The following is a 24,573-nucleotide window of genomic DNA, read 5'->3' as shown; positions in this document are numbered from 1 at the left end:
TCAGGCGCCCTCGCCGGGCTTGCCCTTCCCCCTGCCGGACTTGCCCTTGCCGCTCTTGTCCTGGTCGGCCGGCTTGGGCTTGTCCACGGCGTGGACCGGCGGCGCGACGATCGGAGCGGTCGGCCGCACCGCCACGGGGGTGGGCACGAACTCCGCCGTGCGGGGCTGGGTCGACACCGCCGAGGTCGAGTCCGCCGGAGTCGAGTCCACCGGGGTCGAGGCAGGCGCGGTGGTCTCCGGCGGCTCCGACCCCGTTGACGTGACGCTGTTCCAGGCGCTGATCCCCGTGCCGATCACCGAGATCAGCACCACGATCGAGGCGGCCGCGAGCAGTCCGCGTGACCGCGGTGGCCGGGGTGGTGCCACCACAAGAGTCGGCGGGTCCGACGCGGGCGTGCGCAGAGCCTCGGCGCACTCGCGAGCGGAGGGACGGCGGGCCGCGGTCAGAGACGTCATCCTGGACAGCAACCGCACGAGGTCGAACGGCAGGTCGTCCGGCACGACCGGCGGCCGGTGCAGCCGGGCGACGGCGGCCTCGACCTCCGCGCCTTCGTACTCGCGGTGGCCGGTCAGGCATTCCAGCAGCACCAGCCCGAGCGCGTAGACGTCGGCGGCCTCGGTGATCTCCTCGCCGCGCACCTGTTCCGGCGCGAGGTAGGCGGCCGTGCCGACGACGAGACCGGTCTTGGTGAGGCTGGCGCCGTCCGTGAAGCGCACCAGGCCGAAGTCGGCCAGGCGAGGCATGCCGTCGGCGTCGAGAAGGATGTTGGAGGGCTTGACGTCGCGGTGGACCAGGCCGCGCGTGTGCACGTGCGCCAGCGCGTCGGCCAGTGCCGCACCCACCCGGCGCACGTCGTCGACGGACATCGGGCCGTCGTTGACGCGGTCGCGCAACGTCCTGCCCTCGATGAGTTCCAGCACCACGTACGGTTCCTCGCCACCCGGATCCGCGTCGAAGACCGTGACCAGGCCCGGATGCGACAGCCCCGCGAGCGCGCGGATCTCGTTGTCGATCCGGTGTGCGTCCGCGAGGTCCTCGCCGGGTTTGAAGAGCTTGATGGCGACATCACGCGCCAGCAGGACGTCCCTGGCCCGGCGCACCTGCGCGACCCCGCCCGTGCCGAGCACCTCGCCCAGCCGGTACCGGTCGGCGAGAAGAACACTGTCCGGCGGCATGGGAAGGCCTTTCCGTTCGGGCGGGACCACCCGTGGGTGCCCACCCGCCGGGTGATCCAACCGTGGAGCAGGCTCCACCTGAGAACACCGGCTGGCTTCATCGATCATTCCGCGCCGCCTGACCATCCTGAGCAGGACAGACGTCACGCGACCGAAAGAAGATCATGCCCAGCCTGAAACCGGCCCTCGTCCTGCTGACAGGGGCCTTGTGCGCCATGGCGATGACCGGAACCGCCGGTGCCGTCGTGAACGGGAGCGACTCCACCGAGCGCTACGAGTTCATGGCGTCGATCCCGGAGACCGTGCCCGCCGCGGGTGGCGCGAAAGGAGTGTGCGGAGCGTCGTTGATCCACCCCCGCTGGGTCGTGACGGCCGCGCACTGCGTCGACCCGGAAGGAACCGGAGCGGTGCCGGACGGGACCATCCGCATCGGCAGCGACCGCAGGACGTCCGGCGGCACCGTGCGCGCCATCGACCGCGTGGTGCGGCATCCGGGTTATCGGCTCGGACAGCCCAACCAGCACGACATCGCGTTGATCCGGCTCGACCGCCCGGTGCGCGAGCAGCCGATCCGCGTCGCCGCCCGGCCCGGCCGGGCGGGAACGCCGACCAGGCTGCTCGGTTTCGGCACCACAGTGGACACGGTCGACATCACCGAGGCGGTGTTCCCCGAACGACTCCAGCAACTGGACACCCGGCGTGGCGCGGTGTCCGAGTGCGCGCCGGGCTACGCGGACGCGACGCGGTTGTGCACGATCAGCCGCAAGCCGGGCGCCATGGCGTGCGTCGGCGATTCGGGCGGCCCGCAGATCCAGCGCGGGAAGCACGGCCGGTGGGAGCTGATCGGCACGACCTCCGGTCCCGGTGACACGGACAGCCTCTGTGCGAACGGGCCGGGCCTCTACACGAACGTGCCGGCGCACGCGGAGTGGATTCGCGCGACGATCAATGGCCCCTCGCACCGCTGAACACCTCGTGGCTAATGTCGGCGTGCGGCCGCATTCCGCCCTTCCACGAGAACGAGGAGAAATCGTGCGTGCAATTTCGGCGTTCGTGTTGATCGCGGCCGCGACACTGGCCACCGCAGTGCCGGCGTCGGCGGCACAGGTCGACGCGGCCGTGTCACTTCAGCCGCAGGCCAGGCTGGAGGCGCGGGGCGTCGCCGTCGTCGTGCCGACCCGCGTGATGTGCCAGAACGGTGCCACCGGGTCGTTGTGGGTGCAGGTCACCCAGAACGTGCGGGGTGACCTCGCGATCGGCGACAAGTACACGTCGAGCGTTCCGTGCACCGGCGCCTTCCACAAGGTCGACGTCACCGTGGTATCGCGCACGAAAGCATTCCGGCAGGGCGTCGCATTCACTTCCGCGTCGCTGAACGTCTACCTTCCGCCGGACAGTTCGAGCATTGTGGAAAGCGACAGGGAAATGATGCTCGTCAGGTAGTCGCCGCCCGCCGTTTGACCGCGGTGGAGGCGCGGACCACGAGCTCCGGCTGGAACTTCACGTGCCGGTGCTCGTGGTCCGGCTCGTTCTCCGTCAGCAGCAGCTGGGCGGCGGTGCGGCCCAGCTGCTCACGCGGCTGGCGCACGGACGTCAACGGCACGGCGGCGGCCGCGGCGAACTCGATGTCGTCGTAGCCGACGACGGCCAGGTCGTCCGGCACGCGCAGCCCCTGCTGCGTCATCGACTGCAGCAGGCCGAGCGCGAGCAGGTCGTTGGCGCAGAACGCCGCCGTGGGACGGCGCGAGGCAGGCAGGCCCACCAGCCGCTCCCCCGCCTCCCGGCCTTCCGCCACCTGCAGGCTCCTGGTTTCGAGGAACGTGAGCGCGTCCGCGGGCAGCCCGGCGTTTGTCAGCGCTCGCATGGCGCCCTCACGCCGGTCACGTACCTGCTGGATGGACAGCGGGCCGCCGACCATCGCGATGCGGGTGTGGCCGCTCTCGATCAGGTGGGTGACCGCCAGTTCGCCACCGAGCACGTCGTCCACGGCCACCGAGCAGCGCGAGCCGTCCGCCGCCTCGCGGTCGACCAGCACGACGGGCGTGCCGCGTTCGGCGATCTGCGCGCTCTCCGCGTCGACCGGGGTGATCAGGATGCCCTCGACGCGTTGTTCGTGCAGCAACTCCAGGTACTCGCGTTCACGGCCGTCGTCCGACGCGCTGTTGCACAGGAACAGGGCGAGGCCAGCCTCTCGCGCCGCGTCCTCGACCCCGCGTGCCACGTCCGTGAAGAACGGGTTCGCCGCGTCGAGCACGACATAGGCGATCACCCTGCTGCGGCCCGCGCGGAGCTGCCGCGCGGACTCGTTGCGCACGAAGCCGAGTTGCTCGATGGCGGCCAGGACCCGCTGGCGCGTGGCCGGGGCGACGACGTCGGGGCGGTTCAGCACGTTCGAGACGGTCGCGTTGGACACGCCGGCGTGCTGCGCGACGTCGCGGATGCCCACTGACGGCTTCACCGGCGGCTCCTTTGTTGAAACGTGACAACGAATCGTACCTCGCAACTCTTGACATGGTGCCGTAACACACCCAGAGTGCTCGTAACTCAGGCGTTAAAACGTTTCAACATCGAGGAGACGGACGTGGACCGACCTCCCGTGGTGACACTGGACGAGGTGAGCAAGTCCTTCGGCGCCGTCCGCGCGTTGTCCGGGGTGTCGCTGCGATTGCTGCCCGGCGAGGCCCACGCGTTGCTCGGGGAGAACGGCGCCGGCAAGTCGACGCTGATCAAGACACTCGCCGGAGTCCATCGCCCGGACGCCGGCCAGGTGCTCGTCGACGGCGCCGCGCAACGCTTCTCCGGTCCCGCCGACGCACTCGCCGCGGGCATCGCGATCATCTACCAGGAACCGACGCTGTTCGGCGACCTGTCGGTGGCCGAGAACGTGTTCATGGGCCGTCAGCCGCTCGGGTTCGGCCGCCGCATCGACGTCGCCACGATGCACGCCCGCACGTCGGAGTTGTTCTCCCGCCTGGGGGTCAAGCTCGACCCGGCCCGCCCGGCACGCGGACTGTCCATTGCGGACCAGCAGCTCGTCGAGATCGCCAAGGCGTTGTCGTTCGACGCCCGCGTGATCGTCATGGACGAACCGACCGCCGCCCTGTCCGAGCACGAGGTCCAACGGCTTTTCGGTGTGGTGCAGGCATTGCGCGCGCAGGACGCCGCTGTGCTGTTCGTCTCGCACCGGCTGGGTGAGGTGTTCGAGTTGTGCCAGCGCGCCACCGTGCTGCGTGACGGCGAGTTCGTGTGGTCCGGCGAACTGTCCGACGAGACTCCGGACTCGTTGGTGCGCCGCATGGTCGGCCGCGAGCTGTCCCAGCTCTTCCCCAAACAGGACACGACCGCCGGCGAGGTGCTGCTCTCGGTGCAACGGCTGACCCGTGAGGGCGTGTTCACCGACGTGTCGTTCGACGTGCGGGCGGGCGAGATCGTCGCCCTGTCAGGGCTCGTCGGCGCCGGACGCAGCGAGGTGGCACGGGCGATCTTCGGCATCGACCGTCCCGACGCGGGCTCTGTGCACGTGAACAACCGGAAGCTGAAGTACGGCTCCCCCACCGCCGCGATGGCCGCGGGCATCGGGTTCGTGCCGGAGGACCGCCGCCAGCAGGGACTCGTGATGGACGCGTCCATCGAACGCAACACCGCGCTCGCCTCACTGGGCAGGCTGTCGAAGTTCGGGTTGCTGCGCCGCCGTAGTGAACGTGCTCTCGCCCAGGACTGGGCGGTGAAGCTGCGGCTGAAGTTCTCCCGGCTGAGCGACCCGGTCGGCGTGCTGTCCGGCGGCAACCAGCAGAAGGTCGTGCTGGCGAAGTGGCTGGCGCGCAACCCGTCGGTGCTGATCGTCGACGAACCGACGCGTGGCATCGACGTCGGTACGAAGGCCGAGGTGCACCGGCTGCTGTCGGAACTGGCCGGGCAGGGCGTCGCGGTGCTGATGATCTCGTCGGAACTGCCGGAGGTGCTCGGCATGGCCGACCGCGTGCTCGTGATGCACGAGGGCCGCCTGGTCGAGGAACTGTCGCGGACAGAGGCGACCGAGGAACGGGTGGCGATGGCGGCCGCGGGACAGGTGGTGGCGCCATGACCACCCAACTCACCCCGGCCGTCGCCCCCTCCCGCCGCACCGCCGCCCGCCGCCTCACCACCCGCGTCGGCCGGGTCCGCGAACTCGGCATCGTCGTGGCGCTGGCCCTCGTGGTCATCCCCACCGCGATCGTCAACCCGCGCTTCATCCAGCCCCAAAGCCTGCGCGACCTCCTCCTCAACGCCTCGATCGTCGCGCTCCTCGCGGTGGGCCAGACCCTCGTCGTCATCACCCGCAACGTCGACCTGTCCGTCGGCTCGGTCCTGGGCCTGTCCGCGTTCCTCACGGCCCAGCACTTCGCCGACAACCCCGGCACCCCACTGGTCCTGGGCATCGGTTTCGGCGTTGCGGTCGGTCTCGCGTGCGGACTGCTCAACGGCCTGCTGGTCGCACTCGGCAACGTCCCCAGCCTCGTGGTCACGCTCGGCACGCTGTACGTGTTCCGCGGCGTCGACTACGCGCTGGCCCAAGGCAAACAGGTCAACGCCTCCAACCTCCCCGACGCCCTGCTGAACCTCGGCAGCAGCCGCGTCCTCGGCATCCCGATCCTCGTGCTGGTCGCCGTCGTGGTGATCGTGGTGGCCGCCGTCTACCTGCGCTCCTACCGGTCCGGCCGCGAGCTGTACGCGATCGGCTCGAACCCGGAGGCCGCCACGCTCGCCGGCATCCCCGTGGCGAAGCGCACGCTCACCACGTTCGCCATCTCCGGGCTGATCGCCGGACTCGCGGGCGCGCTCTGGGTGGCCCGGTACGGCACGGTCGACGCGGCCGCGGGCACCGGCCTCGAACTCCAGGTCGTCGCGGCGGTCGTGGTCGGCGGCGTCGCGATCTTCGGCGGGTCCGGCACGGTCACCGGCGCGGCGCTCGGCGCGCTGCTGCTGGGCACGATCACCAGTTGCCTGGTGGTGCTGCAGATCCCCGCGTTCTGGCAGCAGGCGATCGCGGGCGCGCTCCTGCTCAGCGCGATCACCGTCGACCGGCTCCTCGCACTGCGACTGGCGAAAGCCCTGCGCACCTCCGAAGGGACCAGCCATGCGTAACCTCCTGCGGTGGGAGACCGCGCTGGTGTTCCTGCTGATCGTGGTAGCGCTGACAGGTCAGGTGAGCACGGACGGCTCGTTCCTGTCCGGCGGCAACCTCTTCTACCTCGGCCTCGACATCGGCGAGATCGCGCTGATCGCCCTCCCGCTCACGCTGGTGATCGTCGCGGGCGAGATCGACCTGTCCGTCGCGTCGGTGCTCGGCCTGTCCAGCGCGCTGATCGGCTGGCTGTGGAACGCGGGCTGGTCCCTGGAAACGATCCTGCCCACGGTGATCGTCGTGGGCGCGGTGTGCGGAGCGGTCAACGGCCTGCTCGTCACACGGCTCGGACTGCCCTCGCTCGCCGTCACCATCGGCACGCTCGCTCTCTACCGCGGCCTCGCGCTGGTCGTCCTGGGCGACACCGCGGTCGCCGACTTCCCGGCGAGCTACACCTCGTTCGGCACGACTCCGTTGCCCGGCACCGACATCCCCTATCCGATCGTGCTGGCCGCGATCCTCGCCGTCCTGTTCGGCGTCGCCCTGCACGCCAGCTCGTTCGGCCGGTCCGTCTACGCGATCGGTGCCAACGAAGAAGGTGCGCGCTTCTCCGGCATCAGGGTCAAGCGCATCAAGCTGTCCCTGTTCGTGCTCGCCGGGGCCGTCGCCGCGATCGCGGGCATCGTCTACACGTTCCGCTTCTCGAGCGCCCGCGCGGACAACGGCGTCGGGCTCGAACTGGCCGTCGTCGCCGCGGTGCTGCTCGGCGGCGTGTCCATCTTCGGCGGCAAGGGATCGCTCTTCGGCGTGCTCGCGGGCGTGCTGCTGCTGGGCGGCCTGCGCAACCTCCTGATCCTGCAGGACACCTCGACCGAGGTCCTCACCATCGTCACCGGCCTCCTGCTGCTGGTGAGCGTTCTCGCCCCGTCCGTCACCCGTCGCGTTGGAAGTCTGAGAAAGGCCGCGCCATGAAGACACGTCTAGTGCTTGCCCTGGTGATGTCCGGGGCCGTAGCGCTCACCGCCTGCGGTGGCACCACGAAGGACAACGCCGGTGATCAGACCGGTGGCGCCACCAACGCCGCCAAGGGTGATCCCAACGCGGCGCTCAAAGAGGGCCTGAAGATCACGTTCCTGCCCAAGCAGGTCAACAACCCGTACTTCACCGTGGCGCAGAAGGGTGCCGAGCAGGCGGGCACGGCGATCAAGGCCGAGCTCAAGGCCACCGGACCGTCCGACGCGGCCGCGTCCTCCCAGGTCACCTACATCAACACCGCCGCGCAGCAGAAGCAGGACGCGCTGGTGATCTCCGCGAACGACGCCAACGCCGTGGCGCCCGCGTTGAAGAGCGCACGTTCACAAGGGCTCAAGGTCGTCACGTTCGACTCCGACGCGGCGCCGGACGCGCGCGACGTCTTCATCAACCAGGCCACGTCGACCGAGATCGCCGCCGGCCAGGTGAAGCTGATCTCCGAGGCGGTCGGCGGGTCCGGTGAGATCGCGATCCTGTCCGCGACTCCCAACGCCACCAACCAGAACGCGTGGATCGAGGTCATGAAGACCGAGCTCGCGAAGCCCGAGTACGCCGGTCTCAAGCTCGTGGAGACCGCGTACGGCAACGACGACGACCAGACGTCGTTCCAGAAGACGCAGGGTCTGCTGCAGGCGCACCCGAACCTCAAGGGCATCATCTCGCCGACCACGGTCGGTGTCGCGGCGGCCGCGCGGTACCTCAGCTCGTCGGAGTACAAGGGCAAGGTGCAGCTGACCGGTCTCGGCACGCCGAACCAGATGCGCAAGTTCGTCCAGGACGACACCGTGAAGTCGTTCGCGCTGTGGGACCCGAGCAAGCTCGGCTACCTCGCCACCTACACCGCCGCCGCGCTCGCGTCCGGGCAGATCACCGGTGCCGAGGGCGAGAAGTACAAGGCCGGTGAGCTCGGCGACTACACGATCGGCGCCAAGGGCGAGGTCGTGCTCGGCCCGCCGACCGTGTTCACCAAGGACAACATCGACAAGTTCGACTTCTGACGTGCGCGTCTGCTTCACCTTGCGGGTCCGCCCCGATCGTCTCGACGACTATCGGGCGCGGCACCGCGAGGTGTGGCCGGAGATGCGGGCCGCCCTCAGCGAAGCGGGATGGCGCAACTACTCCCTCTTCCTCGCCGGGGACGGCCTGCTCATCGGCTACCTCGAGTGCGACGACTTCGACGCGGCGCTCGCGGAGATGGCGCGCACCGAGGTGAACGCGCGCTGGCAGGCCGAGATGGCGGAGTTCTTCGAAGGCGACGGCAACGCCGACGAACGGATGCGGCCGCTCGACGAGGTCTTCCACCTCGACTGAAATGCTTTGGGGAGAACCATGAGTGTGAAGGACGCGCTGCGCGAGCAGCGGATCGAGACGCCGTCGTGGGCGTACGGCAACTCCGGCACCCGGTTCAAGGTGTTCGCGCAGCAGGGAGTTCCGCGCACGCCGTACGAGAAGATCGACGACGCCGCGGTGGTGCACCGGCTCACCGGCATCGCGCCGACCGTCGCGTTGCACATCCCGTGGGACAGGGTCGACGACTACGGGAAGTTGTCCGAGTACGCGCGGGATCGCGGTGTCGCGCTCGGGGCCATCAACTCCAACGTGTTCCAGGACGACGACTACAAGCTCGGCAGCGTCTGCCATCCGGACGCGACGGTGCGGCGCAAGGCGATCGGGCACCTGCTGGACTGCGTCGACATCATGGACCAGACGGGGTCTCGCGATCTCAAGCTGTGGTTCGCCGACGGCCTGAACTACCCCGGTCAGGACAACCTCCGCGCCCGTCAGGACCGGCTCGCGGAGGCGTTGGCCGAGACCTACGAACGGCTCGGCGCGGATCAGCGGATGTTGCTGGAGTACAAGCTCTTCGAGCCCGCCTTCTACGCCACGGACGTGCCGGACTGGGGCACGGCGTTCGCGCACTGCCTGCAGCTGGGCGAACGGGCGCAGGTCGTGATCGACACCGGGCACCACGCCCCCGGCACGAACATCGAGTTCATCGTGTCGTTCCTGCTGCGGGCGGACAAGCTCGGCGCGTTCGACTTCAACTCGCGCTTCTACGCCGACGACGACCTGATGGCCGGGGCCGCCGACCCGTTCCAGCTGTTCCGGATCATGCACGAGATCGTGCTGGGCGACGCGCTGAAGCCCGCCGCCGGCATCGCGTTCATGCTCGACCAGTGCCACAACCTGGAGCCGAAGATCCCGGCGATCATCCGTTCGGTGCTCAACGTCCAGGAGGCGACGGCCAAGGCCCTCCTGGTCGACCAGGAGGCGTTGTCGGAGGCTCAGCGGGCCGGTGACGTGCTGGGTGCCAACGCCGCGGTGATGGACGCCTACAACACCGATGTGCGGCCACTTCTGCGGGAGCTCCGCGAGGAGATGGGCCTCGACCCCGATCCGATGGCCGCGTACCGGCGGTCCGGGTACGCCGAGCAGATCGTCAGGGAACGAGTCGGTGGCGAGGCCGCCGGGTGGGGTGCGTGATGGAGCAGGTGCAAGCGCTGCTGGGGCGGAGCAACCGGCTCGGCGCCGATCCGCGCAACACCAACTACGCGGGTGGCAACACCTCGGCCAAGGGATCCGAGACGGATCCGGTGACCGGGCAGCCCGTGGACCTGATGTGGGTCAAGGGATCCGGCGGTGACCTGGGGACGGTGAAGGAGACCGGGCTCGCGGTGCTCAGGCTCGACCGGCTCCGCGCGCTGACCGAGGTCTATCCGGGCGTGGAGCGCGAGGACGAGATGGTCGCCGCGTTCGACTTCTGCCTGCACGGCAAGGGAGGCGCGGCGCCATCGATCGACACGGCCATGCACGGCCTGGTCGACGCCGCCCACGTCGACCACCTGCATCCGGACGCCGGCATCGCGTTCGCGACGGCCGCGGACGGCGAGGCGCTGGTCAAGGCGTGCTTCGGCGAGCGCGTGGCGTGGGTGCCGTGGCGGCGGCCCGGTTTCCAGCTGGGACTGGACATCGCGGCGATCAAGCGTGACCACCCGCAGGCGATCGGCGTCGTTCTGGGCGGACACGGCATCACCGCGTGGGGCGCGACCAGCGAGGAGTGCGAGGCTCATTCGCTGGAGATCATCGAGACCGCCCAGCGCTACCTCGACGAGCACGGCCGCGCTGAGCCGTTCGGGCCGGTGGTCCACGCACCGCTATCCTCGGAGGAGCGGCGGGTACGGGCTGCCGAGCTGGCGCCGGTGATCCGCGGCCTGGCCTCCACGGACAGCCCCCAGATCGGTCACTTCACCGACTCCGGCGTGGTGCTGGACTTCCTGTCGCGGGAACGGCATCCGGAACTGGCCGCGCTCGGCACGTCGTGTCCCGACCACTTCCTGCGCACCAAGGTCCGGCCGCTGGTGCTCGACCTGCCGCCGGCCGCGCCGCTGGAAGACGTGGTGGAGCGCCTGAAACTCCTGCACGCCGCCTACCGCGAGGACTACCGGTCCTACTACGAGCGGCACGCCGGGCCGGACAGCCCGCCGATGCGCGGTGCCGACCCGGCGATCGTGCTCGTGCCGGGCGTCGGGATGTTCAGCTTCGGCCGCGACAAGCAGACCGCGCGCGTAGCCGGAGAGTTCTACGTGAACGCCATCAACGTCATGCGGGGCGCCGAATCCGTGTCGCGGTACGCGCCGATCGACGAGCGCGAGAAGTTCCGCATCGAGTACTGGTCGCTCGAAGAGGCCAAGCTCCAGCGGATGCCGAAACCCAAGCCGCTCGCCACCCGCGTCGCGCTCGTCACCGGTGGTGGTTCGGGCATCGGTCGCGCGGTCGCTCAGAGGCTGGCCGCCGAGGGCGCGTGCGTCGTGGTGGCCGACCGGGACGGCGACAGCGCACGCGAAGTCGCTTCAGGCCTGGGTTCCTCGGACGTTGCGGTGCCGGTGACCGTCGACGTCACTTCCGCCGCGGGCATCGCCGAGGCGTTCCGCGCGGCCGCGCTCGCGTTCGGCGGCGTGGACCTGGTGGTCAACAACGCGGGCCTGTCGATCTCCAAGCCGCTCGAACTGACCACCGAGGCGGACTGGGACCTCCAGCACGACGTGATGGCCAAGGGGTCGTTCCTGGTCTCGCAGCAGGCAGCCAAGATCATGCGCGCCCAGGGCATGGGCGGTGACCTCATCTACATCTCCAGCAAGAACGCGGTCTTCGCCGGCCCGAACAACGTCGCGTACGGGGCGGCCAAAGCAGACCAGGCGCACCAGGTCCGGTTGCTGGCGGCCGAACTCGGCGAGGACGGCATCCGCGTCAACGGCATCAACCCGGACGGTGTGGTCCGCGGCTCCGGGATCTTCGCCGGCGGCTGGGGCGCCCAGCGCGCCGCCGTCTACGGCGTGCCCGAGGAGAAGCTCGGCGAGTTCTACGCCCAGCGCACGCTGCTCAAACGCGAAGTGCTGCCCTCGCACGTGGCAGCGGCGGTGTTCGCGCTGACAGCGGGCGACCTGTCCCTCACGACCGGCCTGCACGTGCCGGTCGACGCCGGTGTCGCAGCGGCGTTCCTGCGATGACCACGGTCGCCGCGATCGACCTCGGCGCGTCCAGCGGCCGCGTGGTGCGAGGGGTCTTCACCGACCGCGGCGTTCACATCGAGGAGGTGCACCGGTTCGCCAACGGGCCGGTGCGCCACCGCGACCGGCTGCGGTGGGACCTGCCCCGCCTCTACCACGAGGTTCTCACCGGGCTGCGACTCACTGGTGGTCTGGCCAGCATCGGCATCGACAGCTGGGCGGTCGACTACGGCCTGCTCGACGCGTCCGGCGAACTGCTGGGCGATCCCGTTTGTTATCGCGACTCCCGCACCGACGGCATCACGCCCGCCGATGGCCTGTACGAGATCAACGGGCTGCAGTTCCAGCCGTTCAACACGATGTTCCAGCTCATGGCCGAACCCCTGCTCCCCCAGGCCTCCCAGCTCCTGCTGATCCCCGACCTGGTCTCCTACTGGCTGACGGGGCAACGCGGCACCGAGTACACCAACGCCACCACGACGGGCCTGATCGACGTCCGAACAGGACAGTGGTCGCCCGAGCTGACCCGCGACCTCCCGCCAGGCCTGCTACCGGCCCTGCGTCACCCCGGCGACCTCGCGGGCACCTTCAAGGGCATTCCCGTCACCGCTGTCGGTTCGCATGACACCGCGTCCGCCGTCGTAGCGGTGCCCGCCGAGACGGACCGGTTCGCCTACATCTCGTGCGGCACCTGGTCCCTGGTCGGCGTCGAGCTCGACTTCCCGGTGCTCACCGCCGAGAGCCGCACCGCCAACTTCACGAACGAGGGCGGCGTGGACGGCACGATCCGCTACCTCCGCAACGTGATGGGCCTCTGGCTCCTGCAGGAATGCCTGCGCACCTGGGACACCGCGCTGGACCCGTTGCTGCGGGAAGCCGCGCAGGTGACCGGGTCGGTGTTCGACCCCAACGACCCGGTGTTCCTCCCGCCCGGCGACATGCCCGCCCGGATCGAACGGGCCTGCGGGAAGACCATGACACGGGCGGAGATCGTCCGGTCCATTCTGGACAGTCTCGCGCTCGCTCACCGCGACGCCATCGCGGACGCGCAGCGGTTGTCCGGCAAGGAGGTCGAGGTCGTGCACATCGTCGGTGGCGGCTCGCGCAACGAGTTGCTCTGCCAGCTCACCGCCGACGCGTGTGGGCTGCCCGTCGTGGCGGGTCCGGCCGAGGCGACCGCGCTGGGCAACGTCCTGGTGCAGGCGCGTGCCGTGGGCGCGGCCCACGGCACACTCGCCGATCTCAGGAAGCTGGTGCGGCAGTCGCAGCAGCTGCGGCACTACCTCCCGCGATGATTTTTCGAGAGAAGTTTCGAAAATTATTCGTCCGTCCGTGCGGATTGACTCTCGTTCGCGCGCAGCCCTAGGTTCGTTGCAGGTTCGTCTTTTCACTCCTTTTCGAAAGGAACGTGAGAGATGCGCAGGCGTTCGTTCCTCGGCCTGGCCGCCACCGGTGCACTCGTCCCCACCGTCGCCCAGGCTGATGCCAGGGGCGAACGCTGGGTCACCACGTGGACGTCGATGCCACAGCTGACGGAACCGCACAACATGCCACCGCCGCCGTTCACCCAGGAGAACCTCGTGCTGGCGGACGCCACGCTGCGCCAGACCGTCCAGGTCTCGGTGGGCGGGCGGCGGATGCGGTTGCGGTTCTCCAACGCGTTCGGCGGGGCGGTGCTGCCGATCACCGCGGTCACCGTCGCACTGCCGGTGGACGGCCGCGCGGGCGTCAGTGCGGTCCAGCCGGGGACGGTCCGGCGGGTGACGTTCGGCGGCAGGGCCTCGGCGAACGTTCCGGTCGGCGCACTGGTCCTGTCCGACCCACTCGGCTTCACCCTCGCTCCGGGCACGAACCTCACCGTGACCGCCTACTTCGCGAGCGGCCAGGCGTCCACGGCGATCACCTCGCACCCCGGCTCCCGCACCACGTCGCACCTGGTGGCGGGCAACCACGTCGACTCCCCGGACCTGCCGGGCGCGACCCCCACCGACCACTGGTACTTCGTCAGCGGCGTCGAGGTGCGCGCGGACGCCTCCAGCGTGGTCGTGATCGGCGACTCGCTGACCGACGGCCGCGGCTCGACCACCAACGGCAACGACCGCTGGCCCAACCAGCTCTTCGACCGGTTGCGGGGCAAGGACATCGCGGTCCTCAACCAGGCCGCGGGCGGCAACCGCGTGCTCAACGACGGCCTCGGCCCCAGTGTGCTGGCCCGGCTGGACCGCGACCTCCTCGCGCAGAGCGCCGTCCGGTGGCTGATCCTCTTCGAGGGCGTCAACGACATCGGTACCGCCGCGCCGGACGAAACCGCCCAGAAGCAGGTGTCCGACGACCTGATCGCCGCCTACCAGCAGATCGTCGACCGCGCCCACGCACACGACATCCAGGTCTACGGCGCCACACTGCTTCCGTTCGGCGGCAGCGGCTACGACGATCCGGGCGGCACCCGCGAGGCGGCCAGGCAGACCGTCAACCGCTGGATCCGCACGAGCCGCCGCTTCGACGCGGTCATCGACTTCGACGCCGCCGTGCGCGATCCGGCCGATCCGCGGCGACTCCTTGCCGCCGCGGACGTCGGTGACCACCTGCACCTGAACCCGACCGGGTACCGAATGCTCGCGGAGGCGGTGCCGATCCGCCTGTTCCGGTAGTGCGGTGCCACTACTTGCCGCGGCGAGCCGGCCAGGGGCGGATCTGACCGGCGCGGGCGGCCCTGCGCAGCAGCAGCACGGTGGCGGCGAGGCAGACCAGGAGTGCGATCAGGCTGGCCTCCGGGCCGAACGTGCCGCCCGTGAGCACTGACGAGCCGGACAAAGTGGTGCGCAGCAGTCCGTTGGGCACGTCGTTCGACCCGGACACCGCGATGCCGAAGAGGCCGGCGTGGGTGAAGTTCCAGGCGAAGTGCAGACCGATCGGGAACCACAGCGACTGGGTCACGACGTAGGCGGAGGCGAGCATGGCGCCGCCGGTGAGCCCGATCGCCAGCGCTCCCCAGAGCGTCGCGTTGACGTTGACCAGGTGCGTCGCGCCGAACAGCAGCGAGGACACGACCAACGAGATCACGGTCCCCGCACGTTCCTCGAGGATGCGGAAGAGCACCCCGCGGAACAGCACCTCCTCCATGACCGCGACGCTCGACATCATTCCCGCGAGGCCGAGGAAACCGAAGAACGAGCCCCAGGACAGTCCGTCCACGCCGCCGAACACCAGGATCACCAGCATCATCGCGCAGAACAGGCCGAACCCGAGCAGCGCGCCCCTGCCCAGCCCGCGCCACCGGCCCCGCGACTCCAGTTCCGGCACGTCGTCCCGCACCTCGACGGTCTGGGAAAGCCTGCGGTAGCAGACGATCCCCGCCGCGGCCAGGCCGATCCCGATCGGCAGTGCGAGCAGCGGCAGCGGCGCGACGAGGGTGTCGATGCCGACCACCGCGAGCATCACGACGAACAGCGAGACGAAGAGAACCGGGAACCTGAACGTGCGCAACCGAAGCCTGCGCACGGACAACTCGACGGCTGAACGACTGTCGTCCGGGAAAGCACTTCGCTCCATGATTCCGACTTCCTGGTTGTCTGCGGGAACACCGCGAACACTAGGAAGATCGGCGACCGGGCGAATCCCACCGGAGAGGACACTCGGGGGTAGCTCTCACGGGGGACAACGGCCTCAGGAAGCCGGTTCGGCGGTCGCAGCCGCTGTGGCGCTACCTCCCCCGGTGAACCTCCACCGCCCGTGCGGCACCTTCACCACCGCGACACCGCTGGAATGCGGCACGTACACCTCGGCGGTCGACCCGACCGGCACCTCGACGGTCAGTCGCAACACGCCGTCCACCTTCGCCCAGCCCACGCTGATGCGGCCGCGCACGCTCTCGAACTCCATTCGCGCCCAGGCCAAGGCGGTCGTGGCAGGCCGGACCGTGAACGTCCGGTAGCCCGCGTCGCCCGGCCGCAGACCGGCCACGTGCTCGTACAGCCATTGCGCGATGGTGCCCTTGAAGTAGTGGTTGCGCGAACGGGTGCCGGTGTCCCACATCTCCCACATGGTGTCGGCGCCGTTCGAGAACCAGTGGCCCCAGCTCGGGTACGAGCGTTCGGTGGCCATGGCGTGCGCGACGTCGGCGTGACCGTTGTCGCCCAACGCCTGGAGCAGCACGCTGGCGCCGAGGCAGCCGACGTTGACGTGGTTGCCGTTCGCCCGGACCTCGGCGGCCAGCTTGTCCGCGACTGCCTGGACGGAGCCCGCGGGCACCATGCCGAACGCGAGCGGGATCGCGTTGGACGTCTGGCGGTAGTCGGTGTCCTTGGCGGTGCGGTAGTAGCCGTTCAGGAACGCGGCGTTGAACGCTGACAACAGGTTCGCGGCGACTTCGCGGTAGCGCGGGACGGGCTTGCCGATCACGTCACCGAGTTCGGCGGTGTGCACCAACGCGCGGTAGAGGTACGCGGTGGCGGTGAGCCTGGTGTCCTCGGGCGGGATGCCGCCCGAGTCGGGCGGCAGGAAGTCGCCGAGCGCGGTGACCGCGAGGCCGTCGCGCAGCCTGCCGATCTCCCAGTCCAGATAGCGGGTGAGTACCGGCCAGTGCTGCGCGGGCAGCCGGTCGTCGCCGTAGATCCGGTACATCTCCCTGAGCACGAACGGATACACGGTCGTCCACTCGGGCGCGGGCGCCAGTTCGCGGTAGCCCCAGCCTCCGCTCGGCACGATCACCGGGAGCTGACCGGCCGCGTCCTGGCTGTCCGCGAGGTCGCCGAGCCACTTGGTGAAGAACTTCGCCATGCCGAACTCGGCGAGCATCGACGGTGCGCCGACCTGCGCGTCGCCGGTCCAGCCGTTCTTCTCGTAGGTCGGGGTGTCGGTGGGGATGCCGTGCAGGTTGTTCGCGACGGTGCGGCGCATCGCGGCGTCGTACTGCTCGAACAACGGCTCGGAGCAGCGGAAGGTGCTGGCCCGCGGCACGTCTGAGTGCACCAGGCGGCCGACGAGCTTCGGCGCCGCCGTCAGTCCGGTGACCTCGACGTAGCGGAAACCCTTGTAGGAGAACTTCGGTTCCCACGTCTCCGCGCCGCCGGCGCAGACGTACTCGTCGAGCTGGATGCGGTTGCCGCTGACGTGCCCGTTCTCCATGTGAACGCTGCCATCGGAGTTCAGCGTCTCGCCGTGCTTGAGCCGCACCAGGGTGCCCGCGGGGGCGGTGACGGTGAGCTGCGTCCAGCCGGACATCGTGCGGCCCATGTCAGCGACGAACACGCCCGGCCTGAGCACGCTCACAGTCGGCGTGACCGACTCGACCACGCGGATCGGTTCGTGCTCCTGGGCCTTCAGCGTGCCCTTCGGCGCCGGCCTGACGGAAGTGCGCTGCCACGTGCCGTCGTCGAAACCCGGTTTCGTCCAGTCGCGCGGAGCGAGGCGGGCGTCGTAGGTCTCGCCGGTGTAGAGCGAGTTCGAGACCGTGGGGCCGTCGGTCAGGCGCCATTCCTCGTCCGACGTGATGGTCGTGCGGGTGCCGTCCGGGTGGTCGATCTCCAGCTGTGCCAGCAGTTTCGGCTCGTCGTGCCACGGCGGGCGCTCCCACCGCCACACGTTCGGCGTCTTCATGCCGTAGAAGCCGCGGCCCAGCGTCACGCCGATCGCGTTGCGGCCACTGCGAACCAGACTCGTGACGTCGTGCGTCGCGTACAGAACGGTGTTGTCGTAGTCGGTGAATCCAGGATCCAGCACCCGGTCGCCGACGCGCCGGCCGTTGATCTCGGTCTCGTGGTAGGCGAGGCCGCTGACGTACAGCCGAGCACGCTTCACCGGCTTGGCCAGCGCGAACTCCCTGCGCAGCAACGGCGCCGGCTGCTCCTTGACGGTGACGTTCGCTCCCCACGGGCCCTGGCCGTACGGTTCGAGCACGGTCGCCGGGGTCCACGCCGAGTCGTCGAAGTCCGGGGTCTGCCAGCCGGGTTGCTCGGTCTGCGCGACCTTCCAGCCGGGGCCGGTGACGATCTCGCGCTGACCATCGGGAAGATCGACCACCAGTCGCAGCAGAAGTCCGGCCGGTCCCGACGACCTGTTCGTGGCACGAGCGGCCAGCACGATCCGCCGGCCGGCCAGACGGGTCACGTCGGCGCGTTGCCCGACCTTCCACACGTCGACCTGCTCCGGGACGTGCAGGACCTCGGAACCGTTGACGTACAACGTGAAGTCGTCGTCCGCGGTCGCGACGAGCCTGGCCCTGACCGCGTCCGCGGGGAGGTCGATCGACGTCCGGAACCACCGGCTCTCCACCGGTGCCGTCGTCGACCAGATCCACGAGGCGCCGGCGAAGGTCATCGACGTGTCCGCGGCACCGATCCAGCGTGCCTGCCACGGCGTGCCGAGCAGGGCGGTCTCCCACCAGTTCGTCGTGCTCCACGCCGACACCCGGCCGGAGCCGTCCCACACGCGCACCCGCCAGTGGTAACGCGTGCGCGGCTTCAGTTCCCTGCCCGCGAACGCAACCCCGACCGTGCGGTCGGAACCGACCTTCCCGGACTGCCACACGTCCGACCGTCCGGGCGCGGTGCCGACCTCGACCTGGTAGGCGGTCTGCCGTGCGCCGGTACCTTCCGCCGCCAGCACCCAGCCGAGCCGGGGTGCCGTGACATCGCTGCCCAGCACAGTTTCCGCGTACTCAACAGTCGTGCGCACGACCCGCAACCCACCGGCCTTCTCGCCCGGCCCTGCGTGCGCCACCCCGACCGGGAGCGCCGTCGCGGACAGCCCGACGGCCGATGTCCTGAGGAACTCACGTCTGCGCACGTCGTCTCCACCTTCGTCGCTGGATGAAACGTTTCAATCGCGGCGTCGAGGGCAAGAGTGTTGTGGGCAGGACGGAGTGTCAAGGACTGCGGGAGCAGGCTGTCCGCAATCGGACATCACCGGTTGAATCGTTTAAACGTCAACCGGTCGTGCAGGTGCTTCCGTTGAGGGTGAACGAGGTGGGCGCGGGGTTCGACCCGCTGTAGGTGCCGTTGAATCCGATGCCCACCGACGCGTTCGGCGCCAGCGTGCGGTTCCAGGTCAGGTTCGTCGCGGTGACGGCGGCGCCCGACTGGGCGAACGTCGCACCCCAGCCCGGCAGCGTGACCTTCTGGCCGCCTGCGTAGCTGAAGGCCAGCGTCCAGCCGTCGACCGCCGAGGTGCCCGTGTTGGTGATGGTCACGTTGGCCGTGAAGCCGTTGCCACCGCCCCAGTTCTGGCCGGAGTACCCGACCTTGCAGGCACCGGTGCCGCCACCCGCACCGGTCGTCGCCGACACGATGCCGGAACTCGCCGACACGTTGCCGGCGGCGTCCTTGGCCCGCACCTGGTAGCGGTAGGTGGTCGACGGCGTGAGACCGGAATCGGCGTACGTGGTGGTCGCCGTCGTGCCGACCGCGGCGAACGAACCACTGCCCACGGCGCGCAGCACCTCGTAACCGGTGACGCCGACGTTGTCGGTCGACGCGATCCAGTTCAGAGTGAGGCCCGTGGAGGTGACACCGGAAGCAGCCGGAGTGCCCGGCGTGGAGGGTGCCACGGTGTCGCCGGGATCGCCACCGCCGTAGATCGTCGCCTCCTTCGAGGTCTGCCGGACGCCGTTGGCGCCGTTGAGGAACCGCTCGCCCCAGGAGGTGAGGCTCGCCGGGTTGAAGGAGTTCGTCATGTCGAGGTAGCCGACGTCGCTGCTGTTGCCGCTCCACGACCAGCCCAGGTAACCGAGGCCTCGCGCCTGGGCCTGCGCCATGATCGTGGCCTCATCCGGGTCACCGTCGCTGTGGTTGTGCCCGAACTCGCCCACCACCAGCGGCAGGCCGGCGGTCCGGAACGCGTCGAAGTAGGCGTTGATCTCGGCCGCGGTGTCGTAGACGCCGTACATGTGGATGGAGAACACGGTGTTGCGCAACGGATCGGCGTTGAACACCGACGCCGCGTTGTCGCGCATGATGTTCCCCCAGTCCTGGCCCCACATCGGCGCGTCGGCCATGATCAGGTGCTGCAACCCCGCACCGCGCAGCCTGCTGATCGCGCTGCTGGTGGCGCTGGCCCACGTGGCGCTCACCGCGGCGTTGTTGCCGAACGGCTCGTTGCCCAGGTTGACGACGACGTAGTTCTCCTGCCCCTTCAACGCGTCGGCCACGCTGATCCAGTAGGTCGCCGCCTGGTCCAGGCTCGCGGCGCCGCTCTGCTCGCCGAAGCCGGTGGTGTCGTGCACCTCCAGCACGCAGATCAGCTTGTTCTGCTTGCACAGCGAGATGACGCTCGAGACCTCCGCCGCCGGAGTCGGTCCCCACCGCTGCCCACTGCCCAGCACGACGCGCACCGTGTTGGTGCCGAAGGACTTCATGTCCGCGAACGCTCGGGTCTGGCTCTGGTACCAGACGTGCGCGTGGTTCACGCCGCGCATGACGAACGTGGCGCCGTTGCCCTCGACGACCCGCGTGCCCTCGACGTGCAGGCCCACCGCCGCGGGCTGGGACCGCAGCGCCGCCACGACAGCCGGATACCAGCGGGCCTCGATCTTCTGGATGCCGGTGGTGCTGTTGGGGTGGACGCCGTCGCCGGTGTCGGCGGCGGTGTCGAACCCCGTCCACTGGTCCACGACCGTGATCGGGGACGCCGTGGTGCTGTTCGCCCGCGCCCAGCCGGGAATCGCGGCGTTCAGGTCGGCCACCCGCTGCCCGCACGCCGAGCAGTTCGACGGGTTCATCGGGATGATCTGCGCGACGACCAGCTTGATCGCGGGGTTGCTCGCCCGCATCTGGCCGAGCAAGGCGGTGTAGGCGTTGAGGATCGTGCTCGCCGGGATGTTGTTCCAGACGTCGTTGGTGCCGAGGTGCATGAGCACGACGTCCGGCCGTGCCGAGGAGAGCCAGCCCGGAAGCTGGTTGTCCCGCACGATGTTGGTCGCGAGGAACCCGCCGTGGCCCTCGTTGTCACCGTCGTGGGAGAAGCCACAACCCTGCGCCGGCAGTGAGCCGACGAAGTCGACGTCGGTGTACCCGGTGTCCTGCAGGTGTTTCCACAGCAGCGCCCGCCAGCACCCCGGGGAGCCGGTGATGGAGTCACCGAGCGCCATCACACGCGCGGGTGCGGCGGCGTTCACCGCGGTGGGAGCGATGACGACACAGGCGGCCAGCAGCAGCCCGGTCACCACCGCTCGAAGGAATCGCAAGGTCACGACGACCTCCTGGGAAATGTTCGATTGTTCTCGGGGAATTCTGGGAGCGCTCCCAGAATTCGGACACTAGCCAGCCGACCACCGGCAGACACCGCCGAGTGGCCCACCGGCGGAGCCTGTCCGGTGCGGACATCCGGCTGACCTCGGGTTTGTCCGGCCGGACGGCCTCTGTCATACCGTCGAACGCATTCGTCGAATCGACCGCGAACATTCGCCGAACCGTTGACGACCCCCGTTCGCGACTAGATCATGGCAGCGCTCACATCCCGCCCGAATTCCCTTTCCTCGAATCCCCCTGCAAAAGCGGAAAGCGAGTCGCAACCCCTCATGTTAACGTTCACACGGCTACTCGTTCTGATAGTCGCCCTGAGCACCGTCACCGCGATCGGCGGCGCACCGGCCTCTGCCGGGCCCGCGATCTCCGGGAACCAGGTCCGGGTGCCCGCCGCACCGATGGGCTGGGCCTCGTGGAACACGTTCTTCGAGAACATCGACCACAACGTGATCAAGGCGCAGGCCGACGCGCTGGTGTCGTCCGGGCTCGCGTCCGCCGGCTACCGCTACGTCAACATCGACTCCGGCTGGTGGAAGGGCACCCGCGACGGCGCGGGCGACATCACCGTCGACGAGACCCAGTGGCCCGGCGGCATGAAGGCGATCGCCGACTACATCCACAGCAAGGGGCTCAAGGCGGGGATCTACACCGACGCGGGCAAGAACGGCTGCGGCTACTACTTCCCCACGCCCGGCCCGCCGCACGCCGGCACCGGCAGCGAGGGGCACTACGAGCAGGACATGCTGCGGTTCTCCCGCTGGGGCTTCGACTACGTCAAGGTCGACTGGTGCGGCGCCGACGTCGAGAAGCTCGACGCTCCCGCCACTTACCGGGCGCTCAGCGACGCCGCGGCCAAGGCGAGCGCGACCACCGGACGTGAGCTGGTGCTGTCGATCTGCGAGTGGGGCAAGAACGACCCGTGGAACTGGGCGCCGGGCATGGCCCCGTTGTGGCGCACCGGCACGGACATCATCTTCGCGCACGAGACGCCGTCGATCGGCATGGTCCACGAGAACTTCGACAAGAACCAGCGGCCGACCGCGCAGCACACGGGCTACTACAACGACCCGGACATGATGATGATCGGCATGCCCGGTCTGTCCGCCACGGCGAGCCGGGTGCACATGAGCCTGTGGGCGGCCGGCGGTTCGCCGATGCTGCTCGGCAACGACGTGACGAAGATGAACGACAACGCGATCTCGGTGCTGACCAACCGCGAGGTGCTCGCCGTGGGCCAGGACCCGCGCGGACTGCCCGCCGTCGAGGTCGCGGAGGACGTCCGCGACCAGCAGGTCTACGCGAAGGTGTTGTCGGGCAACGGGCGCAGGGCGGTCGCCCTGCTCAACCGGACGTCCTCGGCGGCCACCATGACGGTCAGGCTGGCCGACCTGGGCCTGGCCGGCCCGATGGCGGCCGCGCGCGACCTGTGGAGCGGCGTCGCCACGCCGATCACCAACGGCAGCCACAAAGTCACGGTTCCCGCGGGTGACGCGGTGCTGCTGTCCATCGCCGGCGCGGAGGCGAGCGCCGCCACCTACCCCGTCGTGAACTCCAGCGCCACCGGCATCACCGCCAGGACCGGCGGGCTGGCGGTCGCCACGTTCGAGTACACCAACGGCGATCGCGTCGCCCGCCAGACCACCCTGCAGGTCAACGGCGGCCAGATCCCCACCACGCTCGCGCTTCCGCCGACGCCCAAGGGAACCGTGTCCGCGATCGTGTCCCTGGCGAGGGGAACCAACTCCCTGACGCTGTCCGGAACCGGGGTGACGGCCGTCGAGGTGCGCGAACTACCCGGCACGGCGGGCACGGAGGTGATCGGCTCGCAGTCCGGCCGGTGCGCCGACATCAACGGCAACACCATCACCAACGGCACGCAGGCCCAGTTGTGGGACTGCAACGGCGGCGAGCAGCAGACGTTCACGCACACCGCACGCAAGGAACTCGTGGTCTACGGCAACAAGTGTCTCGACGCCTGGGACCACGGCACCACCAACGGCACGAATGTGGCCATCTACGACTGCACCGGTGGCACCAACCAGCAGTGGAACCTCAACCCGGACGGCACCATCACCGGTGTGCAGTCCGGCCTCTGCCTCGACGCATACAACGCGGCGACGACCAACGGCACGAAGCTCGTCCTGTGGACGTGCAACGGCGCCGCCAACCAGAAGTGGACGCGCAACTGATGATCAGACCCCTGCTCCTGATCCCCGTGGTGCTGGCGGCGCTCGCCACACCTGCCCACGCCGCCACCGGTGGCAGCTTCGAGGTGCTGACCTACAACGTGGCAGGCCTGCCGGAGCCGCTGTCGTCCGGTGACCCCGCCGTGAACACCCCTTTGATCAGCCCGCGTCTCGCGCCCTACGACATCGTCAACGTCCAGGAGGACTTCAACTACCACGCGGCGCTGTACGCGGGCGACAACCACGCCCACCGCACACCCACGACCGGTGGTGTCCCATTCGGCAGCGGCCTGAACACGCTGTCGCACCGGCCCTACAGCGACCTCGAGCGCACGAAGTGGTCGTCCTGCAACGGCACGGACTGCCTCACGCCCAAGGGCTTCTCCTACAAACGGGTCGAGCTGGCCGCAGGGGTGTACGTCGACGTCTACAACCTGCACCCCAACGCCGGTACCGAGAACGCGGACCTCGCCGCGCGCCGGTCGAACATCACCCAGCTGTCCCGTTTCATCGCCGCGAACTCGGCGGGCAACGCGGTCATCGTCATGGGAGACACCAACACCCGCTACACCCGTGCCGACGACAACATCCGCGAACTGACCGGCACCAACGGCCTCACCGACGCGTGGGTGCAGCTCGAACGCGGCGGCCAGGCACCGGCGGCGGGCGCCCCGGCGCTGGTGTGCGACCCGGCGGCGCTCACCGACTCGTGCGAGGTGGTCGACAAGATCCTCTACCGGGGCAACCGGCAGATCACGCTGACCGCACGCGACTACCGCAACGACAACGCGGCGTTCGTGGACGCACAGGGCAAACCGCTGTCCGACCACTACCCGATCGCCGCGCGGTTCGACTGGACGGCGGACGACGGCATCAAGCTCAGCGCCGAGGCCGGCGGTCCGCACGGAAGCCCGTTCACCGACGTCGCGTCGGTCGACCTGGGTGCCGTGCGCACGCTCACATTGCGCGGTGCCAGCAGGTTGGACCAGATCTCGGCCACGCTCACGAACGGCACGACGCTCACCCACGGCGGCTCCGGCGGCAATGCCACGTCCCTCACCCTCGAGCCGGGTGAACACCTCGTGTCCGCGAAACTGACCCAGAGCAAGTACAACGGCCACACGCGGGTGTTCTCAGCCGCCTTCACCACCAACCGGGGGCGCACGCTCTCGGCGGGCCAGCCGACCGGCGAGACGCTCACCGTCACCGCACCGGCGGGCTGGCGCATCGCCGGGTTCACCGGCCGGTCGGGCACCGAGATCGACCGGCTCGGCGCGATCTTCGTGCCCGCCTGAGCCACGAGATGACGTCCGCGCCCATGGCAC

Annotated in this window: 18 protein-coding genes; 13 read left to right on the top strand and 5 right to left on the bottom strand. The window is 69.5% G+C overall.

The window, feature by feature from the left end; genetic code table 11:
* Nucleotides 1-1,176 (bottom strand): serine/threonine-protein kinase, encoded by a 1,176-nt coding sequence (locus OG205_RS03400; RefSeq protein WP_330274756.1) that lies wholly within the window; start codon nt 1,174-1,176, stop codon nt 1-3.
* A 164-nt stretch (nt 1,177-1,340) separates the two neighbouring features.
* On the opposite strand from OG205_RS03400, the gene OG205_RS03395 reads away from it, so the two are divergent.
* Nucleotides 1,341-2,144 (top strand): S1 family peptidase, encoded by an 804-nt coding sequence (locus OG205_RS03395; protein ID WP_330274755.1) that lies wholly within the window; start codon nt 1,341-1,343, stop codon nt 2,142-2,144.
* A 64-nt stretch (nt 2,145-2,208) separates the two neighbouring features.
* Nucleotides 2,209-2,619, top strand: a complete 411-nt coding sequence (locus OG205_RS03390) for a hypothetical protein (protein ID WP_330274754.1) — start codon at nt 2,209-2,211, stop codon at nt 2,617-2,619.
* Here OG205_RS03390 and OG205_RS03385 read toward each other — a convergent pair.
* On the bottom strand, nt 2,612-3,634 hold the full coding sequence (locus OG205_RS03385) for a LacI family DNA-binding transcriptional regulator (protein WP_330274753.1): 1,023 nt from the start codon (nt 3,632-3,634) through the stop codon (nt 2,612-2,614). The two genes, OG205_RS03390 and OG205_RS03385, sit on opposite strands and share 8 nt — an antisense overlap.
* 108 nt (nt 3,635-3,742) lie before the next feature.
* Between OG205_RS03385 and OG205_RS03380 the strand changes: the two genes are divergently transcribed.
* From OG205_RS03380 to OG205_RS03340, 9 genes are all read left to right on the top strand, one after another.
* Nucleotides 3,743-5,260: a sugar ABC transporter ATP-binding protein gene (locus OG205_RS03380; protein ID WP_442916801.1), complete on the top strand. Its 1,518-nt coding sequence runs from the start codon at nt 3,743-3,745 to the stop codon at nt 5,258-5,260.
* Nucleotides 5,257-6,300, top strand: a complete 1,044-nt coding sequence (locus tag OG205_RS03375; RefSeq protein ID WP_330274751.1) for an ABC transporter permease — start codon at nt 5,257-5,259, stop codon at nt 6,298-6,300. Before OG205_RS03380 ends, OG205_RS03375 begins: the two co-directional genes overlap by 4 nt.
* Nucleotides 6,293-7,252: an ABC transporter permease gene (locus tag OG205_RS03370; protein WP_330274750.1), complete on the top strand. Its 960-nt coding sequence runs from the start codon at nt 6,293-6,295 to the stop codon at nt 7,250-7,252. Before OG205_RS03375 ends, OG205_RS03370 begins: the two co-directional genes overlap by 8 nt.
* Entirely contained in the window at nt 7,249-8,310 is a 1,062-nt protein-coding gene (gene rhaS, locus OG205_RS03365; protein WP_330274749.1) for a rhamnose ABC transporter substrate-binding protein, read from the top strand. The genes OG205_RS03370 and rhaS overlap by 4 nt, the downstream gene beginning before the upstream one ends.
* Nucleotide 8,311: 1 nt before the next feature.
* Entirely contained in the window at nt 8,312-8,623 is a 312-nt protein-coding gene (locus OG205_RS03360; protein WP_330274748.1) for an L-rhamnose mutarotase, read from the top strand.
* An 18-nt stretch (nt 8,624-8,641) separates the two neighbouring features.
* Complete coding sequence (gene rhaI / locus OG205_RS03355; protein ID WP_330274747.1) at nt 8,642-9,796, top strand: L-rhamnose isomerase; 1,155 nt, start codon at nt 8,642-8,644, stop codon at nt 9,794-9,796.
* The gene (locus OG205_RS03350; protein WP_330274746.1) at nt 9,796-11,820 is read left to right on the top strand and encodes a bifunctional aldolase/short-chain dehydrogenase; all 2,025 of its coding nucleotides are present in this window, start codon (nt 9,796-9,798) and stop codon (nt 11,818-11,820) included. Before rhaI ends, OG205_RS03350 begins: the two co-directional genes overlap by 1 nt.
* On the top strand, nt 11,817-13,115 hold the full coding sequence (locus OG205_RS03345; protein ID WP_330274745.1) for a rhamnulokinase: 1,299 nt from the start codon (nt 11,817-11,819) through the stop codon (nt 13,113-13,115). The genes OG205_RS03350 and OG205_RS03345 overlap by 4 nt, the downstream gene beginning before the upstream one ends.
* A 120-nt stretch (nt 13,116-13,235) precedes the next feature.
* On the top strand, nt 13,236-14,471 hold the full coding sequence (locus OG205_RS03340) for an SGNH/GDSL hydrolase family protein (RefSeq protein WP_330274744.1): 1,236 nt from the start codon (nt 13,236-13,238) through the stop codon (nt 14,469-14,471).
* A 10-nt stretch (nt 14,472-14,481) separates the two neighbouring features.
* Here the strand turns inward: OG205_RS03340 and OG205_RS03335 are convergent, their stop codons facing one another.
* From OG205_RS03335 to OG205_RS03325, 3 genes are all read right to left on the bottom strand, one after another.
* A complete protein-coding gene (locus OG205_RS03335) occupies nt 14,482-15,372 on the bottom strand; it encodes a CPBP family intramembrane glutamic endopeptidase (RefSeq protein WP_330274743.1) in 891 nt (296 codons plus the stop codon).
* Nucleotides 15,373-15,486: 114 nt separating this feature from the next.
* Complete coding sequence (locus tag OG205_RS03330; protein ID WP_330274742.1) at nt 15,487-18,606, bottom strand: family 78 glycoside hydrolase catalytic domain; 3,120 nt, start codon at nt 18,604-18,606, stop codon at nt 15,487-15,489.
* A 139-nt stretch (nt 18,607-18,745) separates the two neighbouring features.
* Nucleotides 18,746-21,007: a cellulase family glycosylhydrolase gene (locus OG205_RS03325; protein WP_330274741.1), complete on the bottom strand. Its 2,262-nt coding sequence runs from the start codon at nt 21,005-21,007 to the stop codon at nt 18,746-18,748.
* A gap of 327 nt (nt 21,008-21,334) precedes the next feature.
* Here OG205_RS03325 and OG205_RS03320 point away from each other — a divergent pair, with 327 nt between their 5' ends.
* Both OG205_RS03320 and OG205_RS03315 read left to right on the top strand, forming a co-directional pair.
* Nucleotides 21,335-23,251: a ricin-type beta-trefoil lectin domain protein gene (locus OG205_RS03320; protein ID WP_330274740.1), complete on the top strand. Its 1,917-nt coding sequence runs from the start codon at nt 21,335-21,337 to the stop codon at nt 23,249-23,251.
* On the top strand, nt 23,251-24,543 hold the full coding sequence (locus OG205_RS03315; RefSeq protein ID WP_330274739.1) for a jacalin-like lectin: 1,293 nt from the start codon (nt 23,251-23,253) through the stop codon (nt 24,541-24,543). Before OG205_RS03320 ends, OG205_RS03315 begins: the two co-directional genes overlap by 1 nt.
* The last annotated feature ends 30 nt before the right edge of the window (nt 24,544-24,573 follow it).

This window comes from Lentzea sp. NBC_00516, from assembly GCF_036346835.1.
Lineage (GTDB): Bacteria > Actinomycetota > Actinomycetes > Mycobacteriales > Pseudonocardiaceae > Lentzea > Lentzea sokolovensis.
Note: the sequence above shows the minus strand (reverse complement) of the source record. Positions and strands in the feature narration are given on the sequence as shown.

Excerpts from the sequence above, each read along its gene's own strand:
- OG205_RS03350 (WP_330274746.1), top strand. The coding sequence starts at position 9,796 with ATGGAGCAGGTGCAAGCGCTGCTGGGGCGGAGCAACCGGCTCGGCGCC.
- OG205_RS03320 (WP_330274740.1), top strand. The coding sequence starts at position 21,335 with ATGTTAACGTTCACACGGCTACTCGTTCTGATAGTCGCCCTGAGCACC.
- rhaS (WP_330274749.1), top strand. The coding sequence starts at position 7,249 with ATGAAGACACGTCTAGTGCTTGCCCTGGTGATGTCCGGGGCCGTAGCG.
- OG205_RS03335 (WP_330274743.1), bottom strand. The coding sequence starts at position 15,372 with ATGGAGCGAAGTGCTTTCCCGGACGACAGTCGTTCAGCCGTCGAGTTG.
- OG205_RS03375 (WP_330274751.1), top strand. The coding sequence starts at position 5,257 with ATGACCACCCAACTCACCCCGGCCGTCGCCCCCTCCCGCCGCACCGCC.
- OG205_RS03315 (WP_330274739.1), top strand. The coding sequence starts at position 23,251 with ATGATCAGACCCCTGCTCCTGATCCCCGTGGTGCTGGCGGCGCTCGCC.
- OG205_RS03370 (WP_330274750.1), top strand. The coding sequence starts at position 6,293 with ATGCGTAACCTCCTGCGGTGGGAGACCGCGCTGGTGTTCCTGCTGATC.
- rhaI (WP_330274747.1), top strand. The coding sequence starts at position 8,642 with ATGAGTGTGAAGGACGCGCTGCGCGAGCAGCGGATCGAGACGCCGTCG.
- OG205_RS03345 (WP_330274745.1), top strand. The coding sequence starts at position 11,817 with ATGACCACGGTCGCCGCGATCGACCTCGGCGCGTCCAGCGGCCGCGTG.
- OG205_RS03400 (WP_330274756.1), bottom strand. The coding sequence starts at position 1,176 with ATGCCGCCGGACAGTGTTCTTCTCGCCGACCGGTACCGGCTGGGCGAG.
- OG205_RS03340 (WP_330274744.1), top strand. The coding sequence starts at position 13,236 with ATGCGCAGGCGTTCGTTCCTCGGCCTGGCCGCCACCGGTGCACTCGTC.
- OG205_RS03395 (WP_330274755.1), top strand. The coding sequence starts at position 1,341 with ATGCCCAGCCTGAAACCGGCCCTCGTCCTGCTGACAGGGGCCTTGTGC.